Annotated in this window: 19 protein-coding genes; 10 read left to right on the forward strand and 9 right to left on the reverse strand. The window is 59.1% G+C overall.

The features are described from left to right. Positions 1–70: 70 nt before the first annotated feature. Complete coding sequence (locus JNM28_08930) at positions 71–1,147, reverse strand: hypothetical protein (GenBank protein MBL8068561.1); 1,077 nt, start codon at positions 1,145–1,147, stop codon at positions 71–73. A gap of 54 nt (positions 1,148–1,201) precedes the next feature. Here JNM28_08930 and JNM28_08935 point away from each other — a divergent pair, with 54 nt between their 5' ends. The 8 genes from JNM28_08935 (at position 1,202) to JNM28_08970 (ending at position 6,218) form a co-directional block, all read left to right on the forward strand. After that, on the forward strand, positions 1,202–1,729 hold the full coding sequence (locus JNM28_08935) for a hypothetical protein (protein MBL8068562.1): 528 nt from the start codon (positions 1,202–1,204) through the stop codon (positions 1,727–1,729). A gap of 41 nt (positions 1,730–1,770) precedes the next feature. Then, a complete protein-coding gene (locus tag JNM28_08940) occupies positions 1,771–2,274 on the forward strand; it encodes a hypothetical protein (protein MBL8068563.1) in 504 nt (167 codons plus the stop codon). Between the two features lie 8 nt (positions 2,275–2,282). Then, positions 2,283–2,891 (forward strand): hypothetical protein, encoded by a 609-nt coding sequence (locus JNM28_08945; GenBank protein MBL8068564.1) that lies wholly within the window; start codon positions 2,283–2,285, stop codon positions 2,889–2,891. Continuing rightward, positions 2,888–3,679: an MBL fold metallo-hydrolase gene (locus JNM28_08950; protein MBL8068565.1), complete on the forward strand. Its 792-nt coding sequence runs from the start codon at positions 2,888–2,890 to the stop codon at positions 3,677–3,679. Before JNM28_08945 ends, JNM28_08950 begins: the two co-directional genes overlap by 4 nt. 92 nt (positions 3,680–3,771) lie before the next feature. After that, positions 3,772–4,029: a hypothetical protein gene (locus tag JNM28_08955; GenBank protein ID MBL8068566.1), complete on the forward strand. Its 258-nt coding sequence runs from the start codon at positions 3,772–3,774 to the stop codon at positions 4,027–4,029. Positions 4,030–4,050: 21 nt separating this feature from the next. Continuing rightward, entirely contained in the window at positions 4,051–4,833 is a 783-nt protein-coding gene (locus tag JNM28_08960) for a FliA/WhiG family RNA polymerase sigma factor (GenBank protein MBL8068567.1), read from the forward strand. Between the two features lie 22 nt (positions 4,834–4,855). Next, complete coding sequence (locus JNM28_08965) at positions 4,856–5,083, forward strand: hypothetical protein (protein MBL8068568.1); 228 nt, start codon at positions 4,856–4,858, stop codon at positions 5,081–5,083. 88 nt (positions 5,084–5,171) lie between these two features. Continuing rightward, the gene (locus JNM28_08970; protein MBL8068569.1) at positions 5,172–6,218 is read left to right on the forward strand and encodes a SurA N-terminal domain-containing protein; all 1,047 of its coding nucleotides are present in this window, start codon (positions 5,172–5,174) and stop codon (positions 6,216–6,218) included. A gap of 81 nt (positions 6,219–6,299) precedes the next feature. Here JNM28_08970 and JNM28_08975 read toward each other — a convergent pair whose 3' ends face one another. Continuing rightward, positions 6,300–6,611 carry a hypothetical protein gene (locus JNM28_08975; protein ID MBL8068570.1) on the reverse strand — a complete coding sequence of 104 codons (312 nt, stop codon included), beginning with the start codon at positions 6,609–6,611 and terminating at the stop codon, positions 6,300–6,302. 45 nt (positions 6,612–6,656) lie between these two features. Next, the gene (locus JNM28_08980; protein MBL8068571.1) at positions 6,657–7,598 is read right to left on the reverse strand and encodes a spermidine synthase; all 942 of its coding nucleotides are present in this window, start codon (positions 7,596–7,598) and stop codon (positions 6,657–6,659) included. A 170-nt stretch (positions 7,599–7,768) separates the two neighbouring features. Between JNM28_08980 and JNM28_08985 the strand changes: the two genes are divergently transcribed. Continuing rightward, positions 7,769–8,725 carry a hypothetical protein gene (locus JNM28_08985; GenBank protein MBL8068572.1) on the forward strand — a complete coding sequence of 319 codons (957 nt, stop codon included), beginning with the start codon at positions 7,769–7,771 and terminating at the stop codon, positions 8,723–8,725. A gap of 149 nt (positions 8,726–8,874) precedes the next feature. Continuing rightward, entirely contained in the window at positions 8,875–9,168 is a 294-nt protein-coding gene (locus JNM28_08990; protein MBL8068573.1) for a hypothetical protein, read from the forward strand. Here JNM28_08990 and speD read toward each other — a convergent pair. The 6 genes from speD to JNM28_09020 all read right to left on the reverse strand — a co-directional run bounded on the left by speD (position 9,165) and on the right by JNM28_09020 (position 14,573). Continuing rightward, entirely contained in the window at positions 9,165–9,545 is a 381-nt protein-coding gene (gene speD / locus JNM28_08995) for an adenosylmethionine decarboxylase (protein MBL8068574.1), read from the reverse strand. The two genes, JNM28_08990 and speD, sit on opposite strands and share 4 nt — an antisense overlap. A gap of 556 nt (positions 9,546–10,101) precedes the next feature. Further along, positions 10,102–10,800, reverse strand: coding sequence for an ABC transporter ATP-binding protein (locus JNM28_09000; protein ID MBL8068575.1), 699 nt, complete (start codon positions 10,798–10,800; stop codon positions 10,102–10,104). Next, positions 10,743–11,888 (reverse strand): ABC transporter permease, encoded by a 1,146-nt coding sequence (locus JNM28_09005; protein MBL8068576.1) that lies wholly within the window; start codon positions 11,886–11,888, stop codon positions 10,743–10,745. Before JNM28_09005 ends, JNM28_09000 begins: the two co-directional genes overlap by 58 nt. Next, positions 11,885–12,505, reverse strand: coding sequence for a dihydrofolate reductase family protein (locus JNM28_09010; protein MBL8068577.1), 621 nt, complete (start codon positions 12,503–12,505; stop codon positions 11,885–11,887). The genes JNM28_09005 and JNM28_09010 overlap by 4 nt, the downstream gene beginning before the upstream one ends. A 65-nt stretch (positions 12,506–12,570) precedes the next feature. Next, a complete protein-coding gene (locus JNM28_09015; protein MBL8068578.1) occupies positions 12,571–13,164 on the reverse strand; it encodes a DsbA family protein in 594 nt (197 codons plus the stop codon). A gap of 137 nt (positions 13,165–13,301) precedes the next feature. Then, positions 13,302–14,573 (reverse strand): sigma-70 family RNA polymerase sigma factor, encoded by a 1,272-nt coding sequence (locus tag JNM28_09020; protein ID MBL8068579.1) that lies wholly within the window; start codon positions 14,571–14,573, stop codon positions 13,302–13,304. Positions 14,574–14,641: the final 68 nt, after the last annotated feature.

A 14,641-nucleotide genomic window follows, 5' to 3' on the forward strand; every position in this document is an offset into this window, starting at 1 on the left:
GGACCTTTACACTTCGCTTGACAATAACAACCGGGGCCGGACACTGCCGGTTCCCGCCCGGGACCATTCCCTAGGCCATTTCCCGGATCAGCCGGGCCGTCTGGTCCAGGGCGTCGGCGGGCCCCAGCAGGGATCCGAGTTCGTCGAACCCGGCAAGTTGGTCTCGGCGGGCCAGACCATCCGGCAACAGGGCGGTGACGGCCTCCCGGATCGCCGCAGGGGATGCATCCCATTGGATGAGCTCGGGCAGCAACATGCGCCCAAGCAGAATGTTCGGCAGGCTGATGAAGTCGAATTTCGGCCGGCGGATCCGGTATTCCAGCTCCATGGCTTTGCCCCCCCGGTAAACCACAACTGTGGGACAGCCGCACAAGGCGCTCTCCAGAGTCGCGGTTCCGGAACAAACAATGGCGGCCTCGGCCGATTTAAGAAGGGGATACAAGTCTGGTTCTGCTGTGGCCACCAGCGGGCTGTGCCGCCCCCATAGGGCCAAAAGTTCTGGGGCAGAAACATTGGGCGCGCAACTCAGCCGGATCCGGCCGGCAAAACCTTCCAACGCCTTGGCCACCGCGGGGACGTTGTTTTCCACCTCATGCAACCGGCTGCCCGGAAGCACCGCAATACCGGAGCGCGGGCCTTCAGGGGAACCAGATTCGGCGACCATCTGCTTAAGCGGATGCCCGAACCAATGCACGCTGGCCCCCATGCGCCGCAAAATTTCTGCACTCCACGGGAACGGGGTCACGATCTCGTCGGCCACCTGAGGGAGGTCGGCTCCCTGCTTGTCGCGCCGCCAGCTCCCAGGAGGGCTGAAATAGAGCACCTTCCACCCCATGGCCTTGGCCTGCCGGGCAAGCCGGATGTTCATGTATCCGAAATCAACCGGGACACAAACCCCTGGGGTGCCTTGGGCTAAGGCAGAAAGCGCAGAGTAGTACCCTCGGCGGATCCGGGGAGCTACCTTGAGGCTCTCATATATGCCAATCGCCCCCCAATCTCGGTTGCTGGCCACCGCCTGCACGCCGGCGGATTCCCCTTTGGCCCCGACAATCCCCTGCATGACCACACCGTCCTCCGCCAATCGCGCGGCCAGGGCCGCCACGTAGGCGTCCCCACTAGCCTCGCCGGCCGAGAAAAAGAGGCGCATCGTCCGCAAAATACCCTCCCGGGCCATAATGACGGGGGAGCCAGCAGACGAGGGATGAACCTTGGGCAAAAGCCGTTCGACGGCACAGAAGAGACCTTGGACTCCCCGGTCGTCTCGGACGCCGAACTGCAAGCCGTCCTCCAAGCGATAGCCAAAGAAGACCTCGGGGAACCCGCTCACCAAGCATCCCCTTACGACGACTGGGCGACCGTCGATTCGATCTGTGAAGTCACCGGCCGGAGCCGGGCCGAGATCGAAGGGATTGTGTTGGCCTTGCGGCGGGAGGATCTGGCGGCCCGCATTTCTGGCCGCCTGAGGGAACTGGAAGAGCCCCTCTACCGCGTCGAACGGCCAGGGCACCATCCCCCGGGCTCTGTCGAACACATCCTCCGCGACCGCCAAGTCAAAACGATCCTGGACAAAATGGGGCAGCCTTTGATCCCAAAACGGGTGAAGTCGGACCAGGAATTGCGGAACGAGAAGTCCAGCGATCTTTTAGGGCGGATCATCGCCTACCTCCTCACCGGCGTGGTCGTGTTCATCGCCTTGTACGCCATCGTGCAATCCCTTGCATCGCGGTGAGTCCCGAGCTTTCCCGGTGCAACCCGTAGACTAGGGGCACCGTGCATCACGACGTGCGCCGCAAACTGGTTACGGGGCTCGCCATCGGCGGTTTTGTTTTCTGCATTGCCGGCGGGGTGACCAATGCTGCCCATGTTGTGCGCACCGACGGTATCAAAAGCACGGATCCGACCTTTAGCGTGGTTTCCGGCAGCCTCGTCGCGATTGGGGCCATTTGCTTTGCCACCGGCGCCATCCTCGGTTGGCGGATCCAGGGAACCTACGACCGCACGCGCGCGCCGTCAAAAGAGACCCAATCCCTGGTCTTGAGGATGCCGGGAGCCAAGGGCATGGGCGGGACCGTCACCTTGCGGGTCCGCAATGGCGACACCCACGAATTCCAGGCCGGTTCCGAAATCGTTGGGACCCTTGCCCCCGGGATGATTGGCACGGCGACGATCTTGGGCGACCAGATCCTCGCTTTTGAACCTGACAAAGTCCAACCTCACATCCGGAGGACAGCGGCCCCGAACGGCATAGCCGGAAAGCCGCCCGAGACACCATAATAGGAACCATGGCGGCATTGGCCCAGGCGTGGAGCGAGACCCTCCCAGAAATCATGAACCGGGTAACCGGGGTGGGTGTGTGGACGGCGCTGAAATCTTCCGTGCCGGTTGCACTTGAAGATGATTCGCTCGTCTTGGGCGTCCCTTCTTCAGACAGCGAACTGATCGGCCACCTCAAACTCCCTCAAGTCCGCAATGCCGTCGAAAGCCTGATGGGCCACCGGCTCAACATGCGGGTCAACCTCGTAGTCATCAACGGCACCGCCGAAGCCGATTGGGAGACCGAGAAACGCCGCCAAATGGAACGGCGAAAGCTCCAGGATCAGGCGTTGGCCCGGCAAAAGGCCGAAGTGGCCGCCGGCAAAAGCTGGGACACGGTTTATGACCAACTCAGCCGCGCCTATTCCGCTTTGCCCAACCGCTCGCTCCCCCAAAACCGCGCCAAATACTTCAACGAAGCGGTCGAGATCGTCGCCCAATCCTTGTTGGACACGCCAATCAACGACGACTTGGCCGAGCGCAACTATGCCAGGTGCCTGGAGCGCATCGCGCAATACACCGAGCTCCCCAGCACGTTTGTGGCCCTCCGCGTCCTCGACCGATCCTTCACCGGATGACCGCGACGGCCATTGTTCTGGGGTCGGGCACCAGCAACGGCGTGCCGTCCCTTGGCAAGGCCTATCCCGAACGGTTTTTGGCAAATCCAAAAAACCACCGCACCCGGCCCAGCCTGTTGCTGCAAGGGCCCGGCGGCAACATCCTAATCGATTGCGCGCCGGAAATGCGGCTGCAGCTGTTGCGCGAAGGAATCATGGATCTCCAGGCGGTCGTCATCACCCACACCCACGCGGATCACGTGATGGGGATGGACGATGTACGCGCCTTTTGCCAAAAATATGGGCGGGCCATGCCCGTCTACACCTCCCCGGATTACCAAGAGGACATCAAAAGGATTTTCCATTACGCGTTCCAGGAGTTCCCGGCCGGCATTTGGGTGCCCCGATTCGAACTCCGCGACGTTCCGCCTTTCATCCACGAAGCCGGGCTTTCCGTTGAAACCCTTTGGGTTGAGCATGGCCCCATCCCCTGCCTGGCTGTGCGCGTAGGGGACTTTGCTTATGTCACCGATGTCAGCCACATCCCCGAAAACGTTAGGCCACGGCTGACCGGGCTCAAAACGCTCATCCTCGATGCAGTCCGGATTAAGCCCCACCCCAACCACTTCCATTTTGAAAAAGCGATGGAGGTGGCGGCCGGCCTGGCGGCCGAGACCACATTTTTCACCCACTTGTCGGACGATTACGACCACGACGAGAGCGAATCCCAACTGCCGCCCAACATCCGACTGGCTTACGATGGGCTCAAAATCAAAATTGGCTGTCAACTCGGCAACTGCGAAAGCTGAAGCAATTTTTCAACTTCCCCTCTAGTTCCAAAGACCTTCTGCCAGTATCAATACTGTGAGGATCGCGGATTGCGCACCCATTGGGGGACAGGTTGCCTAAACTTCTTGGCGGCCTGTTTGCGTTCGCTGCCCTCAGCGTCTGCATCCTAAACCGAATCGATCCATGGACGGCCACCGTCCGTGGATTGTTGGCCTTTGCCGCCGGGCACATTGCCGGATCGATCTGGGAAGGACTCTTTGGAGCCCCTGCCGGCAAAGTGATCGAAGCCGATGCATTGGACGTGCAGAGTCGGCAAGAAGCCGATCCCGCCGATGGCGGAGACCAGGTTGGAGAGGAAACCGCAGCATAAGACTGGAGAACCCGCAGAGTCATGGCCCTTTCACCGGAAACGTTGCAACGCACTTGGATCGAATACAAGGTCTACAAAAGCCAGGATGCCCGGGTCGAGCTGATCAACCATTACAGCTACCTGGTCAAGATCACCTCGGGCCGGCTGGTCACCAGCGTCCCTCAAGGGTTGGATCGCGACGACCTGGTTTCGGCCGGCGTGATCGGCCTCATCAAAGCCGTCGACCAATACGACCCGACCCGCGACGTCAAGTTTGAAACGTATGCCATCGCCCTCATCCGTGGCGCCATCTTGGAAATGCTCCGGGACGAGGACTGGGTGCCCCGGTCGATTCGCGAAAAGCTCAAAGCCCTCGACAAAGCGCAAAAGGAATTGGAAAAGGAATACGGCCGCCCCGCTTCGCAACGGGAGCTCTCCAACTTCATGGGCATGAGTGAGCAAGAAGTCAGCGACTTGCTGGTCCGCGTCGGCAAAACCAACGTCTACAGCTTGGACGACGTCGTCGGCGGATCCAGCGACGGCGACGACCACATCCACTTTATCGAAATGATCGTCGACGGGGACGCCGACACCGAAGGACAGATGGACGGAAAGGAACTCCGCCGCGTGATGTCCGCAGGAGTCGACCGGCTCCCGGAACGGGAACGGCTCGTCATCGCCCTCTACTACTTCGAAGGTTTGACCTTCAAAGAAATTGGCAAGGTGTTGGGGGTCAGCGAAAGCCGGGTCTACCAACTCCACACGCAGGCAATGGGGCGCTTGCGCAACTTCCTCAAGGACGAAGGCATCCCGCACGTGGCGTAACTAGCACGCCGGAGGCCCAGCAATGGGCGATATCCGAGAAGTCAACCGTACCCAACGAATAGAAACGCGGATCCTACCGGCCTCACCTGACCGGCGGAAAGAACGGGATAGCCACCCGGGGCACAGCGGCCACCAGCAAACGGCCGACGCCGTGGAACTCCATGAAACCGAACTGGATGGCGATGCGGAAAACTTGAACCAAACACCGCCCCAAACCGACGACTCCTACGGTCTCGATATCTCTGCCTGACGATATGGCACACTTTTTGCGGTTCAGGCGTTGAACCACAGGCACAGGGTTGTTCACCCGGTGCCAAAACCTGTCGGAAAACCACACCATGAAAACATCCCATGTCGTTGCGGCTGCAGCGGCCGCCGCCCTTTTGATGGCGACGGCTGGCTGCGGAGAATCATCAAAGGGCTTCGCCACCATCAACGGAGTTCCGATCACCAACAAAGAGCTGATCGAATACCTTGAAACCAAGCCGACTGTCCGCGCCGTTGTCAACGGGCAACAGGTCACGGTCAACGTCCAAGACACCCTGGCCTTCCAAGCTTTGCAAGACCTGATGGTGCGCAAGCTCATGCTTCAATTGGCCAAATCCGAGGGCGTTATGCCGTCATCCAAAGACGTGGAAGAACGCATCAAGCTGATGACCGAGGTCGAACCCACCTACATCAAGCAGATGCAGCTCTTGGGGCTTTCTATGCAAGGGATCCGCGACCGCGTGCTCGTCGACCTGGCCCAACAAAACATCCTCTCCAAAGGCATCACGGTGTCGGATGCAGAAGTCGACGAATTCATTAAAGCCAACCCGCAACAGTTTGAAGAGCCCGCCAAGGCCGACATGCTTTGGATCTTGGTGCCCACCTCCGAAAAACCGGCCGTTGATGCGGCCATCGGGACCGGTGAAAAGTTCGGCGACATCGCGGCAAAGTTCAGCAAGGACAAATATGCCAAGCAATACGGCGGCAAATATGAACCCGAACGGTTTCCGGCCGGCGTACCCCTCACCGGCCTATCCGGAACCCTGAAAGCCTCGATCGAAAAAACACAATCTGGCAAAGCCACCGATTGGATCGATGTCCCGAGCAGCCAAGCCGGAGTCCCCGATATGTCGGCCAAGTTCTACATCGTCCGCAAAACCGAGGCCCGCAAGATCGAAATTACGGCGGCCCGCAAAAAGCTGCTCAAGGCCGCCATCCAAGCCGACCGGGGCAAGCAAACCAAGGACATTCAAGAAAAACTTTCGGAACTCCTGAAAAAAGCGAAAATCGATGTGAGCGACGAGACACTCAAGCCTATGTGGGAACGGTTTGAAACCCAGCTGAAGGAACAAGCGGATCAAACCCAAGTTCCGACCGGCGGACAATCCGGCAACTGACGGCCCCGCCCGACAGGCACCAGAGAACAAAAAAGCCTCCCAAGGTCACTTGGGAGGCTTTTTCGCCTGACTGGCCGGCTGTTAGGCCGAAAAAGCCCGCAAGTCGCTGGCTAATTGGATAATGCTCGGCTCGTCGAACTCACCGGTTTCGACGAACGTGTGCAAGTCGCCTTCGATCCCGGCAAAATCCGGACCTTCCCATTTGCCAAGCGGCATTTCGGGGCTGTCTAGCTTGACCAACGTGACCCGGAACGAGCCTTTGTGCGCGCACCCATCGCACCACTTGACACCCTTCACTCTCAAGTCGTGGATGGATGTGAAAACGCCGATAACACAGGATTCGCCCGATTCGGCGACCTGCTCAGTGACCCAATACAACCTGCGAAACTTCATTGTCCCAATTGCCTCTGTGCAACCGTCGGAGTCTACCAGCGGCGGTCAGGCGTCCCAGATGAACGGCTCAGCATCGGTGAGCACGCGGCCATGCTGTTCAATCGCCGTGAGCATGTATTCGGGCAACGTGAACATCGCATTGTGGAACCTTGGCGTGTAATACCGGTTTTCAACCCCGCGGGCCGCTAGCCTTTCGGCAACCATCTCGGGGGTCAGGTCCAAGGGGTCATGTTTTTTGCTGGCCAGGATGAATCCCCACGGCATTTGGAAGGTTGTGACGAGCCCGTAGTAACCTCGCACCACCGGGAAATGCTCCTTGAGCGACTCCAAGGTTTTGTGGACGCACGCGAAGCAGTAAGGGTAGGTCTCGTTGCAAGCGCCGGATTGCAAGACAAACACGCCGTCCTCGCTCAGCGCGGCCGCCACGTGTTCGAAGTATTCCTTGGTGTACAGGTACAGCGCGGGGCCGCCTTCGATCGGGCCGGGCAAATCGCTGAGGATGACGTCGTAACCTTCGCCCTTGTGGTCTTCTACCCATTTGCGGGCATCTTGATGGACAAGCTTGGTGCGGGGGTCGTCAAACGATCCCCGGTGCCATTCCGGCATGTGGATTTTGACCATGTCGATCAGCTCTTCGTCCAGGTCGACCATCGTCGCCGATCCCACCGTGTTGTGGCTGAGCGCATGGGCCAACGTGCTGCCTTCGCCCCCGCCGCACACCAGAACCTTTTTAGGGTTCGGGTGCAAAGTCATGGCGGGCTGGACCATGCTCTCGTGATACACATACTCGTCCAATAGGCTCGACTGGATCTTGTAATCCAGGAACAGGGTTTTGCCGAAAGTCGGCATGTCGACGATCTGGTACTGCTGGTACTTGGTGCGGCCTTCCACCAAAAACCGATCGACGGAGAAAAACCAGGTCACGGCATCCGTGTGGGTTTCGGCAATGAACATCCCGGTGCTTTGGGAAAACAGGCGATCCGACATTTTTCAAAATCCATGCTACCTATTTGAAAAACACCGGCGAAGTCCGGTACGGATCTGGCGTAGAGACAAGCAGGCGAGCTTGGCTATGGGACCTATGGGAACGTTCCCATACGGCAACGGAGCGTCTCATTCGAGTAGTCTAAAAAAATTGCTTTTGGCGTGATATTAACATGAACGAGAAACTGAACGGCTTGGTCAGCCATTCCGGTTGGGACGAGATCACCGGAGAACTCGCAACCTACAGAGACCACCTTAAACTCCTTGGCGCTCAGGCTTTCCAAGCCGAAGACCCACGGCTTGTTGAACGGCTCACCGATCAATGGCGGGAAGTTGAACAAGTTATTTTGGCGATCAAAGACACGCGCAACAAGATTGCGAAACTTGCCGCAACCGCGCCAAACGAAGTCTCCAGCACCCCGCTCTCAAAGGAAGAACGGGTGGAGATCGTCACCAAACAAATCGACGACGCGCTCAACCTCACGGACGAACTCTTTGGCATGGACACTTGGCAACAAGCCGACACCTGCCGCTGCAAAGCCAACGTCTGCGACCTGCGCGCCTTGCTCATTCAAGCCTTGTCGCTCGAGCTGGAAACCAACGAGATCGCCGATGCGCTCCGCGACCTCAAGGATCGGTTTGAAGAAGAGAACCCCGATATCCCCTTTTACGGGTTCAGCATGCGGCGACAACATCCGCCCGAAGTGTGGAGCCAGCTCGGCGAGGCCTACCGCCTGATGGGTACCGCCGCCGAATCGTTGGAATGGGTCGAAAAAGCCGAAGGGCTTGACTCCGATGCCCTCCGAGACCTCGTCATCTCCGTCTCCTCGGTCGAAACCTGGCTCTACCGCCTGTTTGGAGACTACGACCTGAAAGTCGGCGACGACCAACAACGGGCCTTCAACGCCCGAGTCAGAGCCCTCTCGGAAGGGCAGTTCTATGTGCCCTGGTGGAATATGGACCCCAGCGCCAAAGTCGAAACCTGGCAGATTGCCGAAGCGGCCAAAAGGCTCCCCCAAGTATTTGAGGCCACCAAGGAAATCTTCGCCAACCCGACCCTGAGTGCCGAGCGGGCGGCCTTGACCGACGCCATGGGAGAGGCCACCACGACCTCCCGACGACGGAAATAGAGTTCATAGTCATGAAAAATCGGTGAATTCCGTACGGATTTCACCGATTTTTTTGGTCTTGACTGGCTGGCGTCCGCTCCACTATCATAAAACAAATGGGGCAGGGGAAAAGGCCGGTCAGGAACGCAGCCGAGTTGTCAGACCGTGGCATGTCCGTCCGGCCCTGTCCGGTCGGAACCGGCGTCGTCATCGTCCAACAGGTGCCGGGGGGCCAACCCTTCACCATCCACTTGACCTTGCCCGAGGCGAAAGAACTCGCTTCCCAATTAGTCGACGCCGTGCGGGAGGTTCGCCAGGGCATGGGCGGGCTAAAAACCGCCCGCTCACTTTATGCCGAAGGGAAGCGGCTGGATGAAATCGCCCACGCCCTGAACATGACGGTTGATGAAGTCAAGCACGAACTGGCCGCGTGCAAAATCCTCAAAGACCTCGACGGGCTTTAGCCAGCCGGTTGCACGTCGCCTTGCAATCCCCGCCGCACGACCAAAAATTTCATCCGTTGCGGTTGGAACTGGGTGCGGAGCTCTTCAATCGCCCGGTCCACGTAGATCGTGCCACCGCAATAGAACAAGTCCACTGCCGCATAACCGTGCTCGGGCCACGTGTGAATCGTGTAGTGCGATTCTTGGATGATGACCGCGCCGCTGACCCCATAGGGCTTGAACTCGTGGAACGAATCGGTGACGACGGTTGCTTCGCTAGCCACGGCCGCGTCGCGCATGGCTTTTCCCACCGTGTTTTCCAACTCCAACGATTTCGGGTCGCACCCGAACAGTTCGATGAGGATGTGGCTTCCCAAGGATGGTTCTTCGCCTTTCAGCCGGGGCAGCCCATCCGGATCGCGTTGGATCCAATCTTCAAACGCGCGGACGTCATTGCTGTGGATCAAGGCCCAGCCGGCGTCGTTATCAATGAGGGGTGGGGCCGCCGCCGCCACTTTGGGCCGAGCGAACATCTGCCGGATCCGGCCCAAGAGCGGTTTTTTCCGATCCGCGAACGGGATCGCCACCGCTAAAGCGATGGGAATTGCGAGCGCAATGGTTTCGTACAATCGTGTTTCCTGTGGATTTGCCTTGCCTATGCGGCACTGACAAGCAGGCCGCGCCGACCGAACAGAAAAGGCAAGGCCCTGCAAGCCGTTCGTGAAGCCCGACAGAAAACGGAACCCCGGACGATAACGCACCAGTTCCGGCCCCTGTTCCCCACTCGATTAAGCGGAGATGGCCCTTACCTTTTGGCGTCGCGTTCGGCAAGCCGATTGCTAACGCTCTTTTGAGATGATACCGGGTTGTGGAAAACCAACAACACGGTCCCGCCTCTGATTTTGTTAGATGCAAATTCGGGGCCAGATGGCGGACCGGTGGGACTAAAGAAGCTCAGCCGGCGACGACTCCGTCCTCCATTCGGACGATGCGGTCGGCACCTTCCAGCATCGCCGGATCGTGGGTGACCACGACCAACGCGCCAGATCCCCGGTGGAGTTGGAGGGAATCCATCACCCCCCGCCCGTTTTTGTGGTCGAGTGCCGCCGTCGGTTCATCGGCAAAAACCACCTTTGGGCGACCCAAAAGGGCCCGGGCGATGCAAACCCGCTGCTTTTGGCCGCCGCTCAATTGGTGGGGGTATCGGTCGGCCAAGCCCTCCAATCCCAAATCCGCCAGAATCTTGGCCGCTTCCTCCCGCCGATCTTCGCCGGGCAGGGCCACCAAAACGTTCTCCATGGCCGTCAGATAACCGATGAGGTAGGGGTATTGGAAGACGAATCCGAATTCCGACAGCCGGATTTGCGCCCGCTCCGCGTCGCCCATCTGTTCAAACGGGCGGCCATCCCACAACACCCGGCCCGCTGTCGGCACTTTGAGCCCGCCCATCAAGTAAAGCAAACTGCTCTTGCCGCTCCCGCTCGGGCCCAAAATCCCGACAAACTCACCCGGCGCGACTGCCAAATCCACATCCCGGCAGGCAAACACCTCACGCCCGTGGTCTTGATACACCAACGAAACGCCTTCAAGCCGGATCACACCAACCTCCGTTCCACAACCCCCACCGGGTCGAACGATTTGAACCGCGCCCATACCGTGTACAGCGAGACGGCGAAGATCGCAACCGGAACCGGGATCGAATAAGCGTAGGCCCGCAAATCCAATGTGTTCAGCGAAAACGAATGCGGATCCATCAGGACGACCTTGACCAAATAGAGCAGCCCGAAAGCGACCGCTAGGCCAAGAATCCAGCCCCCGACAACGAATATCGTTGTCTCCACAAGCACTCGGCGGAGCAATGACCGCTTTGTGTAACCCAGGGCTTGCAACAACCCGAATTCTTGAATCCTCTGGGTCAAAAAGATGTTCACCAGCATCCCCATCATTAGAGTGATGACCACTACCAAAGTGCCGATGACCACATTCAATATCTGATAGAGGATCGTGAACATCGTGTCGGCCTGTTTTTCCAATTGGTCGTAGGTGAAAACCTGGGCGTTTTGACCTTTGAGTTGATCTTCCACCCATTTGTCGAGCTTTGCTTGGTCTTGGGGGGTTTTGGCAAAAGCCATGAATGCGTCGATATCAGGGAAATGGTTTGCCTGCTGGTATTCGTAGCTGGTGAAGGCAAACCAGTTCTCGCTTTCGGCGATCCCCACCACGCGCACGACCTTGATCGAAAAATTGTCGGTGTCGTCGGGCTTTTGCAGGGCGTCGCCAATTTTCAGCCCCAAGTTCCGCGCCAACGGGGTGCTGATGACGGCTTCCGGCTCGCCCGGGGCGGGTAAATGGCCTTGGATCAGCCGGCCTGACATACGCCCCAAGTAATAGTCCATATCTTGGGATTGCAGGCCCAGCACCACAAATGGCCATTTGCCGACAATGCTCTTGACCTGAATCCCCGTTCCCCGGATGGTCGCCACTCGTTCTAATGGCACCGGCGTCTGTTCTTCCACCACCTTGCGGAGCAGGGGGGTGAGCCAAGGGTTCCCACGCGGGGTCACCGCGACATATTGCCGGCTGTAGCGGTAGATCACCTTAATCGAGAGCGGGATTGAATTGATTAGGCTCACGATGCCGGCAATCAGCATCACGGCCAACACAATCACACCCATCAGAGGTGCGGTTTTGGAAAGGTTCCGGCGGAGGTAGACGACCGGTGCCAGGGGGTTCGAGATCACTTGGGTTCCCCATCTCGGCCAATCCGGCGGTAGCGCAAAAAGACTTCATCTTCACAAGGGATCGCCCCCACCAACCGGAACTGGCGGAGCGAGCCCCGGGGCAATGGCTCTCCCCCAGCGACCGTCGGGATCCCATCGCCGCACTTGACTTTTGGGGCAACCGTCAAAAAAATCTCATCGACCAAGTCGGCGCGGAACAAATCGCCGTTCAAATGGCTCCCACCCTCCGATAACAGGTATCGGATCCCCATTTCGTCCCGCATCCACTTGAACAGCCCCCGGTAATCCAGTTCCCCTTCTCCAATGCAGACCGCCTGGACGTCTTCCGGGATTCGGTCGCGGGCAGAAACGGGGGCAACGACAAATGCGCGCTCCGGGTCTTCGGTGAAAAACGGCACAAATGGGTCGACCGCGCCGGTGCGGCTGGCGACAAAACGAAATTTCCCGAGCGGGTATCGCATTTTTGGCGTGGATCGCAATGTCCCGGCCCCGATCAAAACCCCGTCCGCCGCCTGCTGGATCTGCCTCATTGTGAGGTGGTCTCTTTCAGACCCCAGATCCTGGACCGGCTCCTCCCGGGTGCCCGTGACGATTTTGCCGTCGATGGTCGAGACCATGTTTAACAGAACATAGGGCCGGCCCCCGGGAGGGTCCGGAAATGCCAAATCAGGGTAGACGCCTTTCATCCGAGCTCTCGCTGCAGCGCGGCCGCCAAAACGGCATAGGGTTGTTCGGCATACCGTTGGCCACCGATGAAGAACGTGGGCACGTTATAAACCCCCGATTCGTAGGCGGGGGTGTTGAACTCGGTGATGCGGTCGGCAAACACCTCCTGGTTAACGGATTCCCTCAGGCCCGCGATATTTGACACCAACCCCTTGGCCAAACGGCAGAGTTCTTCCACCTGGCTGATGTCGGTGCCTTCCACCCAATAAGCGTCATAAAGCCGGCGGGCGTATTCCAAATGCACGCCCTCTTGCTTGGCGAATTCGGTCGCGAGGTGGCAATTGTGCGTCCGCAGCTTCGGCGGCCCCTTTTGGACCGGGGGTGCCATTCCAGATGCGTAGCAGGCGAGTTGGAACCGGCTGAGAGTCGGCGGCCGGTTTGCCGGGGGTTCCGGTCGGGGTGGGGCATCCGGCCATTCCATTTCCAGCGGGTAGAGCTCGTAGGGGATGAGTTCAAACTCCACCCCAAACTCGGCCTGCAACCGCTCGATCTGCAAAATGCCGATCCAGCACCACCCACAGTTGTAGTCGTGCGCCACCTTGACCGTCACGGTTCTATTCTGACGGTCTGCCACCGGCCATCATCGGCACCGTGGGCCAACATGAGGCCGACCGGCCCACCTGCCGCGGAACAAAAATGCCCGGATGCAACAAAGCATCCGGGCAAAAGCAGAGTCGGAACTGAATTTTATGCAGCGATTTGGCCAGATCCGCCGCCCATGCGGCGCATCGCTACCTTGATCAAGTCTGCGCCGCCGCGGCCGTCATCCGGTGCCGAAGCCCAGCCAAAGTGGAACTTGACGGCCCCTTGGCCAGAAATGCGCGACACCAACCATTGGTCGACCCTCCGTTGGACGCGATCCTTGACGGCTTCGATATTGCCGCCCGTCCCGGGCAGGATGAGCCCAAAACCCGTGGATCCGTTCCGGCACACCAGGTCCAGTGCCCGCAGGCTCTGCTTGAGGAAGGCGGCGGAATCGATCAAGAAATCGCGCGCCGTGTCTTCGCCATAAAAGCCGCGGAGTTCCCGTAGCCCGTCGATTTCGACCAAAATTACGCTGACAGTGGTTTCCAAACTCACCGCCCGGTGGGCTTCTTCGCTCAACCGCGCCCGGAAATAGTCTTCGTCGTAAATCCCCAACTCGGGATCCAACACCGTCCGCTCTTCGGGCGAAGAGCTGCGCAGGTTCCGTTCTTCCGCGTCATCTTTGTTAAGGATCTTGCGGAGCTTGGTGAGGGATTGGCGCAGGATGTGGGAGACGTAGTTGCAGCTGATGCCGAGCCGGTTGGCGATCTCGGTTTGGTTGAGCGCATCGAAGTGGAACAGGCACAAAACCTCGCGTTCAAGGTCGCGGAGCTGTTCCATTGCCGATTCCAGCAGCACGCGGTCTTCCACGCTCACTTGCTCGATGCTGCTCAGGGCCGCGTCGAGCTTTTCAAGGTCGCTGTCCCCTTCGCCGTCGTCGCCCGCCGTCACGTCGAGCGAGGCCAGCTTCACGGTCTCCAGGCTGGCAATGACTTCTTGAACCGCCGATTCGCTAGAGCCGATCCGCTCGGCGATTTCCCGCTCGGTCGGTTGGCGTTGCAGCTCGGCTTGGAGCGCTTGGCTGGCCTTGTTGACCTTGTGGCGGAGTTCTTGCAACCAAGCCGGGTGCCGGATCGTTTGGGCCCGGTCGCGCAAATAGTGTTTGATCTCGCCAGCGATGAGGTGCGTGGCGTACGTGTTGAATTGCACGCCGACCCCCGCGTCGAATTTGCTCAGGGCGTTCAGCAGGCCGATGTAGCCCACTTGGACAAGGTCGTCCAGCGGCTCGCTGCCCGCATAACGCCGGGCGATGCGCTCCACCATCCCCGAATAGTGCACGATGATGAGGTCTTTTGTGTCGGGCCGCGGGTCTTCCAAGTACCGTTGGACCAACGCCTCCGCATCGTTAGGTTTTTTTGCCGATGACTCTGACATGTTCACTCCATTGAATTGCTTTGGGAGAAGAATCCTTTCGTCCCCCGGCCCTTTGCGCATCCTGCGCG

It is taken from the genome of Armatimonadota bacterium (genome assembly GCA_016789105.1).
Taxonomy (GTDB): domain Bacteria; phylum Armatimonadota; class Fimbriimonadia; order Fimbriimonadales; family Fimbriimonadaceae; genus UphvI-Ar2.

Coding starts and splice junctions, on each gene's coding strand:
- JNM28_09020 (MBL8068579.1), bottom strand. CDS start 14,573: ATGTCAGAGTCATCGGCAAAAAAACCTAACGATGCGGAGGCGTTGGTC.
- JNM28_08935 (MBL8068562.1), top strand. CDS start 1,202: ATGAACCTTGGGCAAAAGCCGTTCGACGGCACAGAAGAGACCTTGGAC.
- JNM28_08945 (MBL8068564.1), top strand. CDS start 2,283: ATGGCGGCATTGGCCCAGGCGTGGAGCGAGACCCTCCCAGAAATCATG.
- JNM28_08930 (MBL8068561.1), bottom strand. CDS start 1,147: ATGCGCCTCTTTTTCTCGGCCGGCGAGGCTAGTGGGGACGCCTACGTG.
- JNM28_08970 (MBL8068569.1), top strand. CDS start 5,172: ATGAAAACATCCCATGTCGTTGCGGCTGCAGCGGCCGCCGCCCTTTTG.
- JNM28_09000 (MBL8068575.1), bottom strand. CDS start 10,800: ATGGGCGCGGTTCAAATCGTTCGACCCGGTGGGGGTTGTGGAACGGAG.
- JNM28_08975 (MBL8068570.1), bottom strand. CDS start 6,611: ATGAAGTTTCGCAGGTTGTATTGGGTCACTGAGCAGGTCGCCGAATCG.
- JNM28_08950 (MBL8068565.1), top strand. CDS start 2,888: ATGACCGCGACGGCCATTGTTCTGGGGTCGGGCACCAGCAACGGCGTG.
- JNM28_08965 (MBL8068568.1), top strand. CDS start 4,856: ATGGGCGATATCCGAGAAGTCAACCGTACCCAACGAATAGAAACGCGG.
- JNM28_08990 (MBL8068573.1), top strand. CDS start 8,875: ATGTCCGTCCGGCCCTGTCCGGTCGGAACCGGCGTCGTCATCGTCCAA.
- JNM28_08980 (MBL8068571.1), bottom strand. CDS start 7,598: ATGTCGGATCGCCTGTTTTCCCAAAGCACCGGGATGTTCATTGCCGAA.
- JNM28_08985 (MBL8068572.1), top strand. CDS start 7,769: ATGAACGAGAAACTGAACGGCTTGGTCAGCCATTCCGGTTGGGACGAG.
- JNM28_08960 (MBL8068567.1), top strand. CDS start 4,051: ATGGCCCTTTCACCGGAAACGTTGCAACGCACTTGGATCGAATACAAG.
- JNM28_09010 (MBL8068577.1), bottom strand. CDS start 12,505: ATGGTCTCGACCATCGACGGCAAAATCGTCACGGGCACCCGGGAGGAG.